The sequence below is a fragment of the Shigella sp. FC1661 genome, from assembly GCF_001712525.1.
Taxonomy (GTDB): domain Bacteria; phylum Pseudomonadota; class Gammaproteobacteria; order Enterobacterales; family Enterobacteriaceae; genus Escherichia; species Escherichia coli.
Genome location: NZ_MDGW01000299.1, coordinates 1 through 20,301, shown reverse-complemented (window position 1 = coordinate 20,301; position 20,301 = coordinate 1). Strand labels below are relative to the sequence as shown.

Here is a 20,301-nt window from a genome sequence, read left to right as displayed (position 1 = left end):
TATATCAGCACCCCGAAGGGGCTAAGTTCTGAAAAGGAGGCGAGTTAGCATAATTAAGACAATTACTTATACGAATGGCGACGATAGTACCACCAGCCGACATTAGCAGGTAATGCAAATTTAGTCCGCGTTATCGTTTGCTCATTCTGCAGACAACATCAAGCGCAGTCGACCACCAGTTCCCCATATTTGGCATTGCCAGGCATCGCATCGCTGGCTCAATTGATTCAAATAAGCGTTACCTAAAGTGCCTAACGGAACACCATTACTGATTTGCACCTGGTGTTCGCCGGTATTTAACGTCGCATTCAGACCCGCAGAAACCAGAATGAGATTTTTCAGTTCGCGATGATAATAGCCAACTAATAGCGGAAACTGCCCCGGCAGATTGGCCTGACGGAGTAAATGGTTTACCTGCTTCAATAACGCGCCCAGCTCTGGCAACCGTTGATTTTGGTGTGCAAGCTGTTCCTGTAATAATCCGTTAAACAATGCGCGTAATAACAAGGCAGCAAGTACGCCATTATGTCCAGCTCGGGTGACATCAAGGCAATAAAATGCCAGATCGTTTTCCGAAAGTGCGGCAATATCAAGCACCAGGCCGGGTTTGTCCGCGGCAACCAATTGACGATAATTAACCCGGCAATGGGAAATCACCTGCTGAACCGGCGGTTGTAGTTCCTGTAATAATTTCGCCGCTGCGGCAGGGTTATCAACCGTTGCATCCCAATCGCGAAAAAGCCTTTCCTCTTCCTCAACGCGCGAATTAAACATGCTGGGATAGAGACAGGCAAAAACCATCTCGCGCAAGCGATTCAGATCTTTAACTGGTTTCAGCAAAACATCTTCAACGCCCAGACGTAACGCTTTGGCAATATCTGCCATATTTTCAGTGGCAGATATCACCAGAACTGGGGTCTGGTCGCCTCTGTTACGTATATGCTCCAGCAGTTTAAGCCCGTTCATTCGTGGCATCGCGATATCACATATCATCAGGTCTGGAGTGAAACCTCCCAGCAACTCAAGGGCATCCACCCCATCAGCCGCCAGTACCGTTGTCGCTCCCAATGAGGAAAACCATGAATCCAGAAGCGAGCGAAATACCTGCTCATCTTCAACAATGAGAATCTGTTTTCCGACCAATGGCTGCGTCATGTTCTCTCCCCTGACTGGCTTTACTCAATAGTGGCATGCTATTGCCACCTGCGCCTGTCAGAATTAACTTAAGTGTAGATAAAAATTCTGGTCAAATGTTGGTGCGTACCAACGGCAAAAGTTCGTCCATTTTCCTTTCCACTGCCAGCTGTCCGGCCGCAATGGCAGCGTGCGCGCGATGGAAATCAAGCGTAGATATTTGCGGGCAAACAGGTTGAATCAGAATATCGGGCGGATCACCTGCCATGCGGTTCCTTTTAAGGCGGTTCTCCAGCACCTGGATAGAAGTGGTCATAATCTCTGTTGCCGTTGGCGCTGTCACCGCCCGACGTGTTGTTATACTGCCTAACCTTTCTTTCAGACGCGCATGCCACGGCAAAGATTCACCATTCTCGCTATTTTCTTCACTGACATTAAAGGAGAGCAAATCTTGTTGCATCAAATGAGCATCGTGCTGCAGGTCGACCGCTATCACAATATCAGCCCCCAATGCACGCGTGAGGGAAATAGGAATTGGGTTAACTACTGCTCCATCAACCAGCCAGTAGCCGTTATGTGCAACAGGTGCCATGAGTCCTGGAATACTGCATGATGCGCGAATAGCAAGATGGAGATCGCCTTCAGTAAACCATAATTCACGTCCCGTACTTAAATTGGTGGCAACAGCCGCAAAGCGACGGGAACAATTTTCGATCTCTGTTTCCGGCATTATTTCGCGGTATTGATTGAAGACACGCTCGCCGCGCAGTAACCCACCGCGCTGCCAGGAGAGATCCATCAGGCGTAAAACATCCCAATAACTGAAAGAGGTCACCCAATCTTCCAGCGCAGATAATCGATCGCATGCATAGGCAGCGCCCACCAGCGAACCAATTGAACATCCTGCAACGATATCAATTTCAATACCCACTTTTTTTAGCGCATTAATAACGCCAATATGCGACCAACCTCTCGCCGCGCCAGATCCCAGCGCCAGCCCTATTTTTATCTTTCTCATTATTCCCGCAAGATTCCCCTGGAATGCAATCGTAGCCACATCGCTACTGCTCGGTTAACATAGTGCAACTCAGGCGGTTAATACGCCGTTATTGTTTCCAGGGAGATTATTTGTGTCTCAGCTTTGTCCCTGTGGTAGTGCTGTCGAGTATAGCCTATGTTGCCACCCTTATGTGTCTGGTGAAAAGGTTGCACCTGATCCAGAACATCTCATGCGTTCGCGTTACTGCGCTTTTGTGATGCAAGACGCAGATTATTTAATAAAGACCTGGCATCCCTCTTGTGGAGCAGCGGCGTTACGTGCCGAATTGATGGCCGGATTTGCGCATACTGAATGGTTGGGATTGACCGTATTTGAACATTGTTGGCAGGACGCCGACAATATCGGATTTGTCAGTTTTGTTGCTCGATTTACCGAAGGTGGCAAAACAGGTGCAATAATTGAACGTTCGCGATTTTTGAAAGAAAACGGTCAATGGTACTATATTGACGGTACACGTCCGCAGTTTGGTCGCAACGATCCCTGCCCTTGTGGTTCAGGTAAAAAATTTAAAAAGTGCTGCGGCCAATAATGGTTGACGGTACGGTTTAGCAAACACTCTCAACAAGGTTTTTCCAGCAATGCATTCACTCCAACGTAAAGTTCTGCGTACTATTTGTCCGGACCAAAAAGGTCTGATCGCACGTATTACCAATATTTGCTACAAGCACGAGTTAAATATCGTACAGAACAATGAATTTGTTGATCACCGTACCGGGCGCTTTTTTATGCGCACGGAACTGGAAGGGATTTTTAATGATTCCACCCTGCTGGCGGATCTCGATAGCGCATTGCCAGAAGGCTCCGTGCGTGAGCTGAATCCTGCCGGTCGTCGCCGGATAGTGATTCTGGTCACTAAAGAAGCGCATTGCCTTGGCGATTTGTTGATGAAAGCCAATTACGGCGGCCTGGATGTCGAAATCGCGGCAGTTATTGGTAACCACGATACTTTACGTTCTCTGGTTGAGCGTTTTGATATTCCGTTTGAGCTGGTAAACCATGAAGGGTTAAGCCGCAACGAGCACGATCAAAAGATGGCAGACGCCATTGATGCTTATAAACCTGACTATGTGGTGCTGGCGAAGTATATGCGGGTATTAACGCCGGAATTTGTGGCACGCTTCCCGAATAAAATCATCAATATTCACCATTCATTCCTGCCTGCGTTTATCGGCGCACGTCCTTATCACCAGGCCTATGAACGTGGTGTGAAGATTATTGGCGCAACCGCTCACTATGTGAATGACAATCTGGACGAAGGCCCAATCATCATGCAGGACGTTATTCATGTCGATCATACCTACACAGCTGAAGATATGATGCGCGCAGGTCGTGACGTCGAGAAAAACGTCTTAAGTCGTGCGCTATACAAAGTACTGGCACAGCGCGTCTTTGTTTACGGTAATCGGACGATTATTCTTTAATCGCCAGCAAAAATAACTGGTTACCTTTAATCCGTTACGGATGAAAATTACGCAACCAGTTCATTTTTCTCAACGTAACACTTTACAGCGGCGCGTCATTTGATATGATGCGCCCCGCTTCCCGATAAGGGAGCAGGCCAGTAAAAAGCATTACCCCGTGGTGGGGTTCCCGAGCGGCCAAAGGGAGCAGACTGTAAATCTGCCGTCATCGACTTCGAAGGTTCGAATCCTTCCCCCACCACCATCACTTTTCAAAAGTCCGTAAACTCTCAAACGAATCCGCAATTAAATATTCTGCCCAAGCGGGGAAGGATGAGAAGCTGACCAAGGTTCGACTTGAGCGCCAGCGAGAGAGCGTTGCCGCAGGCAACGACCCGAAGGGCGAAGCGCGCAGCGCTGAGTAATCCTTCCCCCACCACCATCGCTTCCTTGAATAATCAAAACCTGTTACTCCGAGCTAATTTTGCCCGATGGCACCACGTTTACCGGGCCTACAATATCCTCCCCTGTAGGTCGGATAAGCGAAGCGCATCCGACAACTCACCCCGCACCGTGCCCATAAAAAAACCCCGCCGAAGCAGGGTCTATGTGAACTAAAATTCGTTTAGTGACGAGCGCGCACCAGCTGGTACTTACGTGTCAGATACTCCACCGGTACGCTCCAGATGTGTACCAGACGCGAGAACGGGAACAGCAGGAATAACGTCATCCCCAGCACCAGGTGCAGACGGAAGATAAACGCCACACCATCGAGGTGTTGAGAAGCGCCACCGTGGAAGGTCACCACCGACTGCGCCCAGCCAACCAGTTTCATCATCTCGCTACCGTCCATATGCTGAGCGGAGAACGGAATGGTCAACAGGCCCAGCGCGCACTGGATAACGAGCAGCGACAGGATCAGGATATCCGCTCCGGTAGTGGTTGCACGCACGCGTGGGCTGAACAGACGACGCTTCAGCAACAGCACGCCGCCAATCAGACACAGCACGCCGCTGGCACCACCAGCAAACATCGCCATTTTCTGTTTCACTTCAATCGGCAGCCAGGCTTCATACATCCAGTGCGGCGTCAGCATACCGAAGAAGTGACCAACAAAAATCCCCAGAATACCGATATGGAACAGGTTCGACGCCAGGTTCATCCCTTTGCGATCCAGCATCTGGCTGGACGCCGCGCGCCAGGTGTACTGCCCGTAGTCATAACGCAGCCAGCTACCAATCAGGAAGACCGCCCCGGCTATGTACGGGTAGATATCAAAGAAGAACATATTCAGGAATTGCATTAGTGCTGTCCTCCGGTGGTGATATTCAGATATTGCGGCGCGACGGCACCGGCAAAGCGACGCTGATGAGCAGTGATTGCTGAATCACCGCAGCCTTTGTCAGCAAAGAATTTAACCTGCTCTTCTTCCCAGACAGCATCCAGCGCCTGCGGCGTATCATCGCGCGCTTCGTCGGCAATTTTTTCCGCCACTTTGTCGCTGTCGATAGCGGTATTGGCCAATTTCAGCAGCAGATCAAACATCACGGCATAACGGCTTTCACGCTGTTGCAGACGCGCGCTCAGCAATGCCAGAATCGGCGCGATATCTTTCAAACCTTCCACGGCTTCGCTTTGCGGCAGCTGCGACAGGTACTCCAGATACAGCGGCAGATGGTCCGGTAATTCGCGGCTGTTTAACTGCAAGCCGTGCTGCTCGTACTGCGCCAGCAGGTCCACCATCGCCTGGCCGCGGTCACGGGATTCACCGTGAACATGTTCAAATAGCAACAGTGACGTGGCGCGGCCACGGTCGAACAGTTCGCTGTACTGGGCCTGGGCATCGAGCGGATCCATCGCCGTTAAATCGCGCAGGAAAATGCCCAGCGCATGGGCATCTTCTTTCGACAGATTTTTCGACGCAGCAATCGCCTCAAACATCTCTTGTTGATGCTGCCATAAGGCAGCATCCGGATATTCAAGGAGACGCGATACAATCACGAGTTCGATCATGGATGCGGCTCCGTTTTGCTGGTCACATCGATGGCATCGATACGACGGCTGTTGAACAGATTGAATTTGGTATCTGAGCCGTGGCAGCCATCACCAAAGGTAAAGCCGCAGCCATTTTTCTCCGGGAAGGCTTCCCGTGCCAGTTCACGATGACTACTCGGCACCACAAAGCGATCTTCGTAGTTAGCAATCGCCAGATAACGGTACATCTCCTGTGCCTGGGCTTCGGTCAGACCGACCTCTTCCAGCGCACGGGTATCAACTTTACCGTCAACGGTTTCAGCACGTTTGTAATGACGCATCGCCAGCATACGTTTCAGTGCGCGCAGTACCGGTTTGGTATCACCGGCGGTCAGCAGATTCGCCAGATACTGTACCGGAATACGCAAGCTTTCGACGTCTGGCAGAATGCCGTTGCTACCCAGCTCACCCGCGTCTACTGCAGACTGAATCGGAGACAGAGGCGGCACGTACCAGACCATCGGCAGTGTGCGATATTCTGGATGCAGCGGCAGCGCCAGTTTCCATTCCATTGCCATTTTATAAACCGGCGACTGCTGTGCGGCTTCAATAACGCTCAGCGGAATACCGTCTTTAATCGCCTGCTCGATGACTTTCGGATCGTTCGGATCGAGGAACACCTCCAGCTGACGCTGGTAAAGATCTTTCTCGTTCTCGGTGCTGGCTGCACGTTCAATCGCGTCGGCATCGTACAGCAGCACGCCAAGATAACGGATACGACCGACACAGGTTTCTGAGCACACGGTCGGCTGACCCGCTTCAATACGCGGATAGCAGAAGATGCACTTCTCAGACTTACCGCTCTTCCAGTTGAAGTAGATTTTTTTGTACGGGCATCCGGTGATGCACATACGCCAGCCACGGCATTTATCCTGGTCGATCAGGACGATGCCATCTTCTTCACGCTTGTAAATCGCACCGCTCGGGCAGGTCGCCACACATGCCGGGTTCAGGCAGTGTTCGCACAGGCGCGGCAAATACATCATAAAGGTGTTTTCGAACTGGCTATACATCGCCTTCTGGATGTTGTCGAAGTTCTTGTCTTTCGCCAGTTTGTCAAACTCACCACCCAGGTCATCTTCCCAGTTCGGCCCTTTTTCGATTTTCGCCATCCGTTCCCCGGTAATCAGCGAACGGGGACGGGCAATCGGCTGCGATTTGCTGCCTTCCGGCGCGGTATGCAGGTTCTGATAGTCAAAATCGAACGGCTCGTAATAATCGTCGATCCCCGGCAGATGCGGGTTAGCGAAGATTTTACCCAGCAACATGGCACGGTTACCCATGCGCGGCTGCAGTTTGCCGTTGATTTTACGGATCCAGCCGCCTTTGTATTTTTCCTGGTTTTCCCAGTCAGTCGGGAAGCCCTGACCCGGCTTGGTTTCCACGTTGTTGAACCACGCGTACTCCACGCCTTCACGGCTGGTCCAGACGTTTTTACAGGTAACTGAACAGGTGTGGCAGCCGATGCACTTATCGAGATTCAGCACCATGCCGACTTGTGAACGAATTTTCATTTTACGCTCTCCTGTACCTAGTCATTGCCTTCGCCATCTAACCAGTCAATGTTCTTCATCTTACGCACTACAACAAACTCATCGCGGTTAGAACCTACGGTGCCGTAGTAGTTAAAGCCGTATGCCAGATGGGCATAGCCACCAATCATATGCGTCGGTTTCGGCGTGATACGGGTGACCGAGTTGTGGATCCCCCCACGCTGGCCAGTAATTTCCGAACCCGGCAGGTTAACGATACGTTCCTGCGCGTGGTACATCATGGTCATCCCTGCCGGAACACGCTGGCTGACAACCGCACGGGCAGTCAGCGCACCGTTGCTGTTGTAAACTTCAATCCAGTCGTTATCGGCAATGCCCAGCTCTTTGGCATCGGCTTCGCTCAGCCAGACCACCGGGCCACCGCGACCTAAGGTCAGCATCAACTGGTTGTCGCTGTAGGTGGAGTGGATCCCCCACTTCTGGTGCGGCGTCAGGAAGTTGAGCGCTTTTTCCGGGTTGCCGTTGGATTTCTGGCCTATCACTTCTTTCACCGAACGGGTGTCGATCGGCGGACGATAAACCAGCAGGCTTTCACCGAAATCACGCATCCACTGGTGATCCTGATACAGTTGCTGACGACCAGAGAGCGTACGCCATGGGATCAGCTCGTGAACGTTGGTGTAACCGGCGTTGTAAGAAACGTGTTCATCTTCCAGACCAGACCAGGTCGGGCTGGAGATAATTTTGCGCGGCTGTGCCTGAATATCGCGGAAGCGGATCTTCTCGTCTTCTTTATTCAGCGCCAGATGCGTATGGTCACGACCGGTAAATTCGCTCAGGGCAGCCCAGGCTTTCACGGCTACCTGACCGTTGGTTTCCGGTGCCAGTGTCAGGATCATCTCTGCCGCATCAATTGCGGTGTTCAGTATCGGCTGGCCTTTCGCCGGACCTTCCGCTTTGGTGTAGTTGAGCTTACGCAGCAGATCCATCTCGCTCTGGGTGTTCCAGGCAATCCCTTTACCGCCATTACCGATTTTCTCCATCAGCGGGCCGATAGAGGTAAAGCGTTCGTAAGTCGCCGGATAAGCGCGCTCTACGACCATAATGTGTGGCGCGGTTTTACCTGGGATCAGGTCGCACTCGCCTTTTTTCCAGTCTTTCACATCCAGCGGCTGCGCCAGTTCAGCGGCAGAGTCATGCTGGATAGGCAGCGTGACGATGTCGGTTTCTTTACCCAGATGGCCGACGCACACTTCGGAGAATTTCTTCGCGATGGCTTTGTAGATTTCCCAGTCGCTTTTCGCTTCCCAGGCCGGATCGACCGCCGCAGACAGCGGGTGAATAAACGGATGCATATCCGAAGTATTCATGTCGTCTTTTTCGTACCAGGTCGCCGTCGGCAAAATGATGTCGGAATAGAGACAGGTGCTCGACAGACGGAAGTCCAGCGTAACCACCAGATCCAGCTTGCCTTCCAGACCATTGTCCTGCCAGTCCACTTCTTCCGGCTTCACGCCGCCCTGTTGCCCCAGATCTTTACCCTGGATACCGTGCTCCGTCCCCAGCAGGTACTTGAGCATAAACTCATGACCTTTACCGGAAGAACCGAGCAGGTTAGAACGCCAGATGAACAGGTTGCGCGGGTGGTTTTTACCGTTTTCTGGTTGTTCTGCCGCAAAACGGATGGAACCCTCTTTCAGGGATTTCACCGTATAGTCCACCGGATTCATCCCGGCTTTTTCCGCTTCGCCAGCGATAGTCAGCGGGTTAGTGCCTAACTGCGGTGCAGACGGCAGCCAGCCCATGCGTTCCGCACGGACGTTAAAGTCGATCAAGTGTCCGGTATAGCGGGATTTGTCCGCCATCGGTGACAGCAACTCTTCCGCCGTGACGGTTTCATAACGCCACTGGCTGGAGTGGTTATAGAAATAAGAAGTGCTGTTCATGTGACGCGCCGGACGCTGCCAGTCAAGGGCAAACGCCAGCGGCTGCCAGCCGGTTTGCGGACGCAGTTTTTCCTGACCTACATAGTGCGCCCAGCCGCCCCCGCTCTGACCGACACAGCCGCAGAAAATCAGCATGTTGATCAGACCACGATAGTTCATATCGAGGTGATACCAGTGGTTCAGCCCCGCACCAACGATAATCATCGAACGACCGTGCGTTTTATCAGCGTTATCGGCAAATTCACGGGCGATGCGAATAATCTGGCTGCGAGAAACGCCGGTAATCTGCTCGGCCCAGGCCGGGGTATAAGCTTTCACATCGTCATAGCTGGTTGCACAGTTAACGTCGTTCAGGCCACGTTCCAGACCGTAGTTTGCCAGCGTCAGATCATAAACGGTGGTCACCAGGGCGGTGCTGCCATCAGCCAGTTGCAGGCGTTTCACCGGCAGTTTGTGCAGCAGCACGTTTTCCAGTTCCACTTTGTTGAAGTGTTCCGTGCCGTCGCCACCAAAGTACGGGAAGCCTACCTCAGCGATCTCATCTTGGCTACCCAGCAGGCTCAGTTGCAGCTCGGTTTCTTCGCCAGTTTTGCCGTCGCGCTGCTCAAGATTCCATTTGCCCTTCTCGCCCCAGCGGAAGCCAATAGAACCGTTCGGCGCAACCATTTCGCCATTGGTATTAAAGGCGACAGTTTTCCATTCCGGATTGTTTTCCTGGCCCAGCGCATCAACCAGATCAGCAGCGCGCAGCATACGACCTGCAGCGTAGTAACCGTCGCGTTCTTCCAGCATCACCAGCATCGGCATGTCGGTGTAGCGACGCACATAGTCGGTGAAATACTGGCTTGGGTTGTCGAGGTGGAATTCACGCAGCATTACGTGGCCCATCGCCAGCGCCATTGCCGCATCGGTGCCCTGTTTCGGTGCCAGCCACAGATCGCACAGTTTGGCGATTTCAGCGTAGTCTGGTGTGACGGCAACAGTTTTGGTGCCTTTGTAACGCACTTCAGTAAAGAAGTGAGCATCCGGGGTACGCGTCTGCGGCACGTTTGAACCCCAGGCGATGATGTAGCTGGAGTTATACCAGTCAGCAGATTCCGGTACGTCAGTTTGCTCGCCCCAGGTTTGCGGAGACGCAGGAGGCAGGTCGCAGTACCAGTCGTAGAAGCTTAAGCAAGTACCGCCAATCAGCGAGAGATAGCGTGCACCCGATGCGTAAGAAACCATCGACATTGCCGGAATTGGCGAGAAACCAGCAACACGGTCCGGGCCGTAGTTTTTGATGGTGTAAACGTTAGATGCGGCGATCAGTTCGTTCACCTCCTGCCAGGAAGAACGAACAAATCCACCGCGTCCACGCGCCTGCTTAAAGCTTTTCGCTTTATCGGCGTCTTCAATGATAGAAGCCCATGCCTCAACCGGATCGCTATGCAGCGCCTTCGCTTCACGCCACATTTTCATCAGGCGTTTGCGCATCATCGGGTATTTCAGGCGGTTGGCACTGTAAAGATACCAGGAGTAGCTGGCACCGCGCGGGCAGCCGCGAGGTTCATGGTTTGGCAGATCCGGACGGGTACGCGGATAGTCAGTCTGCTGGGTTTCCCAGGTGACCAGACCGTTTTTGACGTAGATTTTCCAGCTGCAGGAGCCGGTGCAGTTTACCCCGTGGGTAGAGCGGACGATTTTGTCATGCTGCCAACGCTGGCGATATCCATCCTCCCAGTCACGGTTGGTATTGAGAAGCTGGCCATGCCCATCGGCAAAGGTTTCACCCTTCTGTTTGAAGTAGCGAAACCGGTCCAGGAATTTACTCATCGGTTTTCTCCTGTGGGAGCCTGTCGGCCCTCTGATAAATCGACATTGCTAATGTTTAAGGGCAAGGTAACGCTCTGAAACAGCGTGGGAATTGATAACGATCAAGAGTGATGGGGATGAAAAATAAAGTAAATTCCTAAGATACCCCTTTAGGATAATTAACAGCCACCACATAACAGACTGTAAATTAAGACGTTTTATACCTGTAGTTATTTAAACTATTAAGATTTTTATGCAGATGGGTATTAAGGAGTATTCCCCATGGGTAACATATTAATGGCTCTTAATGAAATCCGGCGAAATAAACCATATAACATTAGTATGTTGTAACTAAATAACGCTTAAAAAAAGCGCGACATCATGCCGCGCAAAGGATAATCAAATATTTTACTCTATATAATTCGGTTTACAGGAAGGCGGCAAGTGAATGAATCCCAGGAGCTTACTAAAGTAAGTGACTGGGGTGAATGAACGCAGCCGCAGCACATGTAACCCGAAGTATGACGAGTAACGGTTTATTTTTTAGAATGCCGACCATATACCGCCCAGGTAATCACTACGCAGGCGATATAGAAAATCAAAAATACCTTCATTGCGCCGACTGGCGAACCCGTTAATGCCAGCGAGCTACCAAACGCTTTCGGGATAAAGAAGCCACCAATCGCGCCAATCGCAGAGATGAAACCCAGCGCCGCCGCCGTGTCGGTTGCCGCTTCACGCATCGCACGTTCGTCAGAACCCCCTTCTGCTTTCACGCGATCCATTGTCAGTTTACGGAAGATCACTGAAATCATCTGGAAAGTGGAACCACTACCCAGCCCAGCTGTCAGGAACAGCGCCAGGAAGACCGCGAAGAACGCCATGAAGCTTCCGCCCTGCCCGTCAGTCGGTAAGGTCAGGAACAGCAGGCCGCTGAAAATCGCCATCAGAATAAAGTTCACCAGCGTGACACGAGTTCCGCCCAGACGGTCAGATAATGCACCACCTGCAGAACGCGCCAGCGCACCAATAAACGGCCCGAAGAAAGCGTATTGCAGAATCTGAACATCCGGGAACTGCGTTTTTGACAGCATTGCAAAGCCCGCGGAGAAGCCGATGAAGGAGCCGAAGGTTGCCAGATACAGCAGGCTCATAATCCACAGATGACCCCGTTTGAGTACCGGCAACTGCTCCTTGATGGAGGCTTTCGAGGTAGCAAGATCGTTCATGCCAAACCACGCCGCAATGGTGAAGATGGCAAGGAACGGCACCCATATCCAGGACGCATTCGCCAGATACAGCTCAGTCCCATCCGGCTGTTTGACGCCCTGGCTACCAAATACTGCGAAAATCGACAGTGATACCACCAGCGGAGCAACCAACTGCATGACGCTGACGCCCATGTTTCCCAGACCACCATTCAGACCCAGCGCGCCACCCTGCTTCTGTTTCGGAAAGAAGAAGCTGATGTTTGCCATACTGGATGCGAAGTTCGCGCCAGCAAAGCCGCATAGCAGAGAGATGATGATGAAGACGCTATAAGGCGTGGAGGTATCCTGCACGGCAAAACCCAGCCAGACGCAAGGAATAATCAGAATACCGGTGCTGAACGCCGTCCAGCGACGACCACCGAAGATAGGAACCATAAAGGAGTATGGAACACGTAATAACGCGCCAGAAACCGAAGGCAGCGCAGTCAACATAAATAGCTGATCGGTCGTAAAATTAAAACCGACTTTCGGTAAGTTCACCGCAACAGCGCTGAACAACATCCATACGCAAAACGCCAGCAGCAGACAGGGAACGGAAATCCACAGGTTACGGCTGGCAATACGTTGACCGCGTTGTTGCCAGAACGCAGGATCTTCCGGTCGCCAATCTGTAATGACAGCTCCAGTAGCCCTTTCGGGGGCGGATGAGTGACTCATAGACACCTCTGATACTCGTTTCGATGTCTGCCACCTTAGTGTCTGTAGCTAAAGGCAATTTGATGTAAATCAAACGATAAGATAACTTTATCTATCATTGATATTTATCATTACCCATAGTGAGTACAGTGATTTCATAAAAATTATGAGATTTTTCACGGTGCTGTAAAATCCCTACCCTTACCGATGTAAAGCGACTAACCACACGGCAAATAAGGAGTAACTCTTTCCGGGTATGGGTATACTTCAGCCAATAGCCGAGAATACTGCCATTCCAGAATGTATCATCACATTCATTAAGGTTATTGCTCATTTAAAGCCTGAAGGAAGAGGTTTACATGCTTAAACGTTGTCTCTCTCCGCTCACCCTGGTTAATCAGGTTGCGCTTATTGTGTTGCTTTCTACTGCTATTGGACTGGCAGGGATGGCGGTTTCTGGCTGGCTGGTGCAAGGCGTTCAGGGCAGCGCCCATGCGATCAACAAAGCGGGATCGCTGCGCATGCAAAGTTACCGTCTGTTGGCGGCAGTGCCATTAAGTGAGAAAGACAAGCCCTTAATTAAAGAGATGGAACAAACGGCATTTAGCGCCGAGTTAACTCGAGCAGCAGAACGAGACGAACAACTGGCGCAATTACAGGGTTTACAAGATTACTGGCGTAATGAACTGATCCCTGCACTGATGCGTGCACAAAACCGCGAAACGGTGTCAGCGGATGTCAGCCAGTTTGTTGCCGGGCTTGATCAGCTGGTATCTGGTTTTGACCGCACCACGGAAATGCGCATTGAGACAGTGGTACTGGTCCATCGGGTAATGGCGGTATTTATGGCACTTTTACTGGTGTTCACTATTATCTGGTTGCGGGCGCGACTGCTACAACCGTGGCGGCAACTGCTGGCAATGGCGAGTGCCGTCAGTCATCGCGATTTTACCCAACGCGCGAACATCAGCGGGCGCAACGAAATGGCGATGCTTGGAACTGCATTGAACAATATGTCTGCAGAACTGGCCGAAAGTTATGCCGTACTTGAGCAGCGGGTTCAGGAGAAAACCGCCGGGCTGGAGCATAAAAATCAGATCCTCTCTTTTTTATGGCAGGCTAACCGCCGTTTGCATTCCCGCGCCCCGCTGTGTGAACGCCTGTCACCTGTACTCAACGGCTTACAGAATTTAACCCTGCTACGTGATATCGAACTGCGGGTGTATGACACTGATGATGAAGAGAATCATCAGGAGTTTACCTGCCAGCCAGATATGACTTGTGATGATAAAGGCTGCCAGCTCTGCCCGCGCGGCGTATTACCCGTTGGTGATCGCGGCACAACCCTGAAGTGGCGACTGGCTGACTCTCATACGCAGTACGGTATTTTGCTGGCGACCCTGCCGCAGGGGCGTCATCTTAGCCATGATCAACAACAACTGGTGGATACCCTGGTTGAACAACTCACCGCCACGCTGGCGCTGGATCGCCATCAGGAACGTCAGCAACAGTTGATCGTGATGGAAGAGCGTGCCACCATTGCGCGCGAACTGCATGATTCTATTGCCCAATCTCTCTCTTGCATGAAGATGCAGGTGAGTTGTTTACAGATGCAGGGCGATGCGCTGCCAGCAAGCAGCCGCGAACTGTTAAGTCAGATCCGTAACGAACTGAATGCATCCTGGGCGCAGTTGCGTGAATTGCTCACCACATTCCGCTTGCAGCTCACCGAGCCTGGATTACGTCCGGCGCTGGAGGCGAGTTGCGAAGAGTACAGCGCCAAATTTGGCTTCCCGGTGAAGCTGGATTATCAATTGCCGCCTCGTCTGGTGCCTTCACATCAGGCAATCCACTTGTTGCAAATTGCCCGTGAGGCATTAAGTAACGCCCTCAAACATTCGCAAGCGAGTGAGGTCGTGGTGACGGTGGCGCAAAACGATAATCAGGTCAAACTGACCGTCCAAGATAACGGCTGCGGCGTGCCTGAAAATGCCATCCGCAGCAATCACTACGGCATGATAATAATGCGCGACCGTGCGCAAAGTTTACGAGGCGATTGCCGCGTCCGCCGTCGTGAATCAGGTGGCACCGAAGTGGTGGTCACCTTTATTCCCGAAAAAACTTTCACAGACGTCCAAGGAGATACCCATGAGTAATCAGGAACCGGCTACTATCCTGCTGATCGACGATCACCCGATGCTGCGAACTGGCGTAAAACAGCTTATCAGTATGGCACCAGATATCACCGTGGTTGGCGAAGCGAGTAATGGCGAACAGGGTATTGAACTGGCGGAGTCTCTTGATCCCGATCTGATCCTGTTAGATCTCAATATGCCCGGCATGAACGGTCTGGAAACGCTGGATAAACTGCGCGAAAAGTCCCTCTCAGGGCGCATTGTGGTATTCAGCGTCTCTAACCATGAAGAAGATGTGGTCACCGCACTGAAACGCGGCGCGGATGGTTATCTGTTAAAAGATATGGAACCGGAAGATCTGCTGAAAGCATTGCATCAGGCAGCTGCTGGCGAAATGGTATTAAGCGAAGCATTAACGCCTGTTCTGGCCGCCAGCTTGCGCGCTAACCGTACCACTACTGAGCGCGATGTTAACCAGTTAACCCCACGCGAGCGCGATATTCTCAAGCTGATTGCCCAGGGTTTGCCGAACAAGATGATTGCCCGCCGCCTGGATATCACCGAAAGCACAGTAAAAGTGCACGTCAAGCACATGCTGAAGAAAATGAAACTCAAGTCTCGCGTGGAAGCAGCGGTATGGGTGCATCAGGAGCGCATTTTCTGATTACGGTTCCCAGCGCAGTTCGTCGTTTGACAATGCATCGAACGGTTCGACAAGCGTTAGCGTGATCTCATTGGAGGAGACACGCTGCCCCTGGTTATCTTCCACCACCACCGACAATCGCCAGTGATTGCTTGCCCCTTCCCCGTTCTGCCAGTCAGGCATGATCAGCGTCCAGCCCTCCGCGCTGTTGGCTTGTGCGCCCGGCGTCAAACTTAATATCTGCGTATCGCCCTGCCAAATCAGTTGCCGAATACCGTAACGACTGCGGATTTGTAATTTCAGCGGCACTGTTTCGCCAGGTTTTAGATCCCACGGCGGTGTCGCCAGAAACACCGTTAACGTTTTTCGCTGTCGGTACTCAAGAGTCGGTAGATTATTTCGCTGCGGATTGTCATAGCGACTACCACGTAACGACTGACTTTCGGCAACCTCGCCCGCAGAAAGTTGTTTTTTGAGCGGTACACCAAAGCGGTAATTAAGATTCAGCCCGAGGTTATTTTGATTCTCGCCACTTTCACCCTGTTTATGCTGGGCCGTCACAGTGACTAATGGCACAGGGGTGTAATTTAATCCCAGACTCAACGCGACGGGATTGTGATAACCCGTACCAGAGTTAAACAAATCAACACGATCACCAAAATACTGTTCTAGGCTGACACTGGTATTGAGGTGTTGATAGAACGGCATGCGCATCCGAGCTGTCAGGTCGTACCCGCGCGCCATCCGTTGTTCCTGCGTGGCTGTCTGTTCATGCCATGCAGCAAACGGCTGATAAAAGTTTGCCAATAATCGCAAATATTCGCCCCACGCTTCGGCACCAAAGCCCGCTCGCTGAAGATTTTCGTCCAGCAAGTTGTCATAAAAAGTGTTATAACCCACCAGCCAGTTGCCGCGCGCCCAGCGTTGCCCAACGCCCACATTGCTCACCAACCCATTATCCTGCTGAGTAAGACCAAGCTGGCTCCAGGTGAGATAACGATCATTATCTTGTAACGGCACAAACCAGCTTCCACGACTGCCGGTGAAATGTCCTTCGTTATCCACTTTGACGTCAACACTGGCATTTCCCCACGGTGATAGCCAGGACTCTACGTGCTGATTAACCTGTTGACTAAGCGCGTCGCGGACTTTTCCCAATGCGAAAGCTTTTGCCTGCTCGCCAGTATCCAGCCCGTTATCATTCATACTGGTTTCGCCGAAATCTTTCACAATTTCAGCAAAGTGTTTTTCCCCATCATGATTTTCGGGAGCCATGCCTAAATCCGGCAGACCATCATTGTTATTATCAAAGGGATTTGCCGCTTTTTGCTCGAAGGTAGATTGTGCGTTAGCTGTACCGCCTGCTACAAGCAAGAGTAAATAAAACGGGATAATGCGAGGAACGAAACGGCTCAAAACGTCGGTAACTTCCGGTAATAATGAAAACCATAGCCTTAAAGAATAACGATTACTGGCAACTTTTGTCGTATTTTCTCGCGCTTTCAGGAAAATCCTTAAAAATGTGACCGATTGGTCAGACGCTGCTGAAGCAGTAAGATAGAAGATGAGTGTCTAATTCCCTGAATACAGGAGTAAATAATGCAAAAAATCGTGATCGTTGCCAATGGCGCACCTTACGGGAGCGAATCCTTGTTTAACAGCTTGCGGCTGGCCATTGCGTTACGAGAGCAGGAGAGCAATCTGGATCTGCGTCTGTTCCTCATGTCTGATGCGGTCACAGCCGGGTTGCGCGGGCAAAAACCAGGGGAAGGCTACAACATTCAGCAAATGCTGGAGATCCTTACCGCTCAGAATGTACCGGTGAAATTGTGCAAAACCTGTACCGACGGGCGCGGGATTAGTACACTTCCTCTGATTGATGGGGTGGAAATCGGTACTCTTGTGGAACTGGCGCAATGGACGCTGTCAGCCGATAAAGTGCTCACATTTTAATGTTTGAGGGGGCGTCTGACGCCCCACTATGCGGGAAGTTTACTCAGGCGAATCCCGGCCGTAACACACCATCCGGATAATTCTCCGCCAGCAGTTTTTTTACCGATACCAGCAAATCATTCAGCCCATCGTCCTGCATTCCCAGTTTGATAAGCTCCTGTTCCAGTGAAAACAGGTATTGTGCGTTGGTTCCCAGCGGACCGCTCGCCGCCGCAATCAACGGCGCGATGACCTGAGCGCGAGTGTCAGATTCATATTCTGGATGTCGCGGGTCCATAATAAACACAATGGCGTTTACTGTGCATCCATCATCAAGATCAAGCTGACACCAGGTTGGCAGATAACAGCCGGTAATCATCTCGCGCTTCCACAACAGGGTTAGTTCCTGCTCCAGCGTCTCTTCTGGCAGTCGATAGGCGACGCCTGTAGTGCGTCCGCCCTCTTTCAGTGCAAGCATCCGTCCCGGCTGGTGCGCAGTCCCGCGCCCGGCGGTCAGGCGCAGGCAAAACGCGCGATGCCATCCAACCAGTGTACCGGTGCACGACTCGGTAAACTCCAGTGCCGGATTCCACATCAACGATCCATAACCGAAGATCCACACCGGTCCCTCATCAGGTCGACAAGCCAGCGTCGCCGCCAGCGAAGCCGCTCGTTGCTCTGCTGACCATAAGAGTGATTCTTCAATGGCACCAAATGCCGTTTTACAATCGGCATTCATCAAGAAATCACGCGTTATCACCTTACACCTCCGCCACTGCATACTTCCCTGCGACAACTTTTTGGTGTCTTCCGGACATTTTTACTGCTCATTTTGAAACCACTAACGGGACAATATGCAATCCACGGACCACTTGCAAGGCAACACCGCACGAATAGCTTTAACTAAGCTACCGGTTTTACGATTTTTTATGCCATTTATCATCATCCCCTTTGGCATATTCATGCTTCACAGCAGCCCAGGCCACTTTATGCGCGGTTTCTTCGCGGCTGGCGTCATCACGCCGATCGTCTTTATCTTTATATTGATCCCATGCGCTGTTGAACGCTTCTTTATAGATATCCTGGGCATGAGACGGTAGAACGTGCTTTACGCTTTCCGGCAGATCGCTTTTCGTTTTATACGGCATCGTTGACTCCTTTTACAAAGTTGAACATTAAGTGTGGTCAACAATATCTACTCTTGCCAAAACATAAGAATTTTCATGTCAGACTGTTCTTAAGAAACGCTAAAACAAACATTGTCTAAACGTAATACTTATTTTTATGTCCCAATGAGTAAAAAATCGATAGCGGGGTAAAAATTCGTAAAATGTTACCGATATCCAGACACTTTCTGTTATTTTTCCTACCTATTTTTTACATTTTCGATAAATTCATCTGCAAAGGGATAACCATAATGTCAAATGCTCAAGAGGCGGTAAAAACCCGCCACAAGGAGACTTCGCTTATTTTCCCGGTTCTGGCGCTGGTAGTGCTGTTCCTGTGGGGAAGCAGCCAGACACTACCAGTGGTCATTGCCATCAATCTTCTTGCGCTTATTGGTATTTTAAGTAGCGCCTTTAGTGTTGTCCGTCATGCGGACGTATTAGCCCATCGCCTGGGAGAACCTTACGGTTCGCTTATTCTTAGCCTTTCAGTGGTTATTCTTGAAGTCAGTTTGATTTCAGCTTTAATGGCAACCGGCGACGCCGCGCCAACGCTAATGCGTGATACGCTCTATTCAATCATTATGATTGTTACCGGTGGGCTGGTTGGCTTTTCATTATTGTTGGGCGGTCGTAAGTTTGCCACCCAATATATGAATCTGTTTGGTATCAAGCAGTATTTAATTGCGCTGTTCCCCCTGGCGATAATCGTACTGGTATTTCCAATGGCTCTGCCTGCGGCGAATTTTTCAACCGGTCAGGCGTTACTGGTAGCATTAATTTCTGCGGCAATGTATGGCGTATTTTTGCTGATCCAGACCAAAACGCATCAAAGTTTGTTTGTCTACGAGCACGAAGATGACAGTGATGACGACGACCCGCATCACGGTAAACCGTCTGCCCATAGCAGCGTGTGGCATGCTATCTGGTTGATTATCCATCTGATTGCCGTTATTGCAGTCACCAAAATGAATGCCAGCCCGCTGGAGACATTGCTCGACAGCATGAATGCCCCTGTCGCCTTTACTGGCTTCCTGGTGGCTCTGTTGATTCTGTCGCCGGAAGGTTTAGGTGCGTTAAAAGCAGTGTTGAACAACCAGGTCCAGCGCGCGATGAATCTGTTCTTTGGTTCAGTGTTAGCAACCATTTCGCTTACCGTACCTGTCGTCACGCTAATTGCCTTTATGACGGGTAACGAATTACAGTTTGCACTTGGTGCGCCAGAAATGGTGGTGATGGTGGCCTCTTTAGTGCTGTGCCATATCTCCTTCTCCACCGGACGTACTAACGTGCTCAATGGCGCAGCGCATCTGGCACTGTTTGCCGCCTATTTGATGACGATATTTGCCTGACAGTTATATCTCCTCCGATGACGGAAATCGGGGGAGATAAGATAAATTCCTGCTTATTGTATTTCTTCATACTACCTAGACAGCTCGTTAATCAGAATTGCGAGCCTGTACCACAACCTGCACGAAACCACTGCAACAGCTGTTGAAAAGCCGGAATGTACTCTTTATTGCAAACATTTCAGGGATGAAGTGAAGATGAATTGAGACGTAGTATCCACACCAAGCCGGAATTATCCGGTGAGGCGCAATGTTGCGGGGGCTTTATCCCTGGTGGCATTGGTTGCTGGAAAGAGAAAACCCCCGCA

Annotated in this window: 16 protein-coding genes, 1 tRNA gene and 1 other RNA gene; 8 read left to right on the top strand and 10 right to left on the bottom strand. The window is 51.1% G+C overall.

The features are described from left to right. Window positions 1-141: 141 nt before the first annotated feature. Together rssB and rssA are read right to left on the bottom strand one after the other, a co-directional pair. Window positions 142-1,155 (bottom strand): two-component system response regulator RssB, encoded by a 1,014-nt coding sequence (gene rssB / locus BFF42_RS16245; RefSeq protein ID WP_000193454.1) that lies wholly within the window; start codon window positions 1,153-1,155, stop codon window positions 142-144. Between the two features lie 91 nt (window positions 1,156-1,246). Beyond that, a complete protein-coding gene (rssA, locus tag BFF42_RS16240; protein WP_005024994.1) occupies window positions 1,247-2,152 on the bottom strand; it encodes a patatin-like phospholipase RssA in 906 nt (301 codons plus the stop codon). A 112-nt stretch (window positions 2,153-2,264) separates the two neighbouring features. Here rssA and BFF42_RS16235 point away from each other — a divergent pair, with 112 nt between their 5' ends. From BFF42_RS16235 to BFF42_RS16220, 4 genes are all read left to right on the top strand, one after another. Continuing rightward, a complete protein-coding gene (locus tag BFF42_RS16235) occupies window positions 2,265-2,723 on the top strand; it encodes a YchJ family protein (protein WP_001307143.1) in 459 nt (152 codons plus the stop codon). Between the two features lie 49 nt (window positions 2,724-2,772). Continuing rightward, window positions 2,773-3,615 carry a formyltetrahydrofolate deformylase gene (gene purU, locus BFF42_RS16230; RefSeq protein WP_000555845.1) on the top strand — a complete coding sequence of 281 codons (843 nt, stop codon included), beginning with the start codon at window positions 2,773-2,775 and terminating at the stop codon, window positions 3,613-3,615. Between the two features lie 159 nt (window positions 3,616-3,774). Then, window positions 3,775-3,859, top strand: a tRNA-Tyr gene (locus tag BFF42_RS16225). Window positions 3,860-3,906: 47 nt separating this feature from the next. Next, a non-coding RNA gene (locus BFF42_RS16220) (RtT sRNA) lies at window positions 3,907-4,036 on the top strand. A gap of 183 nt (window positions 4,037-4,219) precedes the next feature. On the opposite strand, the gene narI is transcribed toward BFF42_RS16220, so the two are convergent. From narI to narK, 5 genes are all read right to left on the bottom strand, one after another. Next, window positions 4,220-4,897, bottom strand: coding sequence for a respiratory nitrate reductase subunit gamma (gene narI, locus BFF42_RS16215; protein ID WP_001160110.1), 678 nt, complete (start codon window positions 4,895-4,897; stop codon window positions 4,220-4,222). Then, entirely contained in the window at window positions 4,897-5,607 is a 711-nt protein-coding gene (gene narJ / locus BFF42_RS16210) for a nitrate reductase molybdenum cofactor assembly chaperone (RefSeq protein WP_000571699.1), read from the bottom strand. The genes narI and narJ overlap by 1 nt, the downstream gene beginning before the upstream one ends. Next, window positions 5,604-7,142 (bottom strand): nitrate reductase subunit beta, encoded by a 1,539-nt coding sequence (gene narH, locus BFF42_RS16205; protein ID WP_000702666.1) that lies wholly within the window; start codon window positions 7,140-7,142, stop codon window positions 5,604-5,606. Before narH ends, narJ begins: the two co-directional genes overlap by 4 nt. A 17-nt stretch (window positions 7,143-7,159) precedes the next feature. Then, complete coding sequence (locus BFF42_RS16200) at window positions 7,160-10,882, bottom strand: nitrate reductase subunit alpha (RefSeq protein WP_000032927.1); 3,723 nt, start codon at window positions 10,880-10,882, stop codon at window positions 7,160-7,162. A gap of 515 nt (window positions 10,883-11,397) precedes the next feature. After that, complete coding sequence (gene narK / locus BFF42_RS16195) at window positions 11,398-12,789, bottom strand: nitrate transporter NarK (protein ID WP_000019827.1); 1,392 nt, start codon at window positions 12,787-12,789, stop codon at window positions 11,398-11,400. A gap of 338 nt (window positions 12,790-13,127) precedes the next feature. On the opposite strand from narK, the gene narX reads away from it, so the two are divergent. Both narX and narL read left to right on the top strand, forming a co-directional pair. Beyond that, window positions 13,128-14,924: a nitrate/nitrite two-component system sensor histidine kinase NarX gene (narX, locus tag BFF42_RS16190; protein WP_000918033.1), complete on the top strand. Its 1,797-nt coding sequence runs from the start codon at window positions 13,128-13,130 to the stop codon at window positions 14,922-14,924. Then, window positions 14,917-15,567: a two-component system response regulator NarL gene (gene narL, locus BFF42_RS16185; RefSeq protein ID WP_000070493.1), complete on the top strand. Its 651-nt coding sequence runs from the start codon at window positions 14,917-14,919 to the stop codon at window positions 15,565-15,567. Before narX ends, narL begins: the two co-directional genes overlap by 8 nt. Here narL and ychO read toward each other — a convergent pair whose 3' ends face one another. Continuing rightward, window positions 15,568-16,962 carry an inverse autotransporter invasin YchO gene (gene ychO, locus BFF42_RS16180; protein ID WP_039059257.1) on the bottom strand — a complete coding sequence of 465 codons (1,395 nt, stop codon included), beginning with the start codon at window positions 16,960-16,962 and terminating at the stop codon, window positions 15,568-15,570. 183 nt (window positions 16,963-17,145) lie between these two features. On the opposite strand from ychO, the gene ychN reads away from it, so the two are divergent. Further along, on the top strand, window positions 17,146-17,499 hold the full coding sequence (gene ychN / locus BFF42_RS16175; protein ID WP_001169669.1) for a DsrE/F sulfur relay family protein YchN: 354 nt from the start codon (window positions 17,146-17,148) through the stop codon (window positions 17,497-17,499). A gap of 43 nt (window positions 17,500-17,542) precedes the next feature. On the opposite strand, the gene chaC is transcribed toward ychN, so the two are convergent. Both chaC and chaB read right to left on the bottom strand, forming a co-directional pair. After that, the gene (chaC, locus tag BFF42_RS16170; RefSeq protein ID WP_001297117.1) at window positions 17,543-18,238 is read right to left on the bottom strand and encodes a glutathione-specific gamma-glutamylcyclotransferase; all 696 of its coding nucleotides are present in this window, start codon (window positions 18,236-18,238) and stop codon (window positions 17,543-17,545) included. A gap of 157 nt (window positions 18,239-18,395) precedes the next feature. After that, window positions 18,396-18,626 carry a putative cation transport regulator ChaB gene (gene chaB, locus BFF42_RS16165; RefSeq protein WP_001146442.1) on the bottom strand — a complete coding sequence of 77 codons (231 nt, stop codon included), beginning with the start codon at window positions 18,624-18,626 and terminating at the stop codon, window positions 18,396-18,398. 269 nt (window positions 18,627-18,895) lie between these two features. Here chaB and chaA point away from each other — a divergent pair, with 269 nt between their 5' ends. Beyond that, complete coding sequence (gene chaA, locus BFF42_RS16160) at window positions 18,896-19,996, top strand: sodium-potassium/proton antiporter ChaA (RefSeq protein ID WP_001295620.1); 1,101 nt, start codon at window positions 18,896-18,898, stop codon at window positions 19,994-19,996. The last annotated feature ends 305 nt before the right edge of the window (window positions 19,997-20,301 follow it).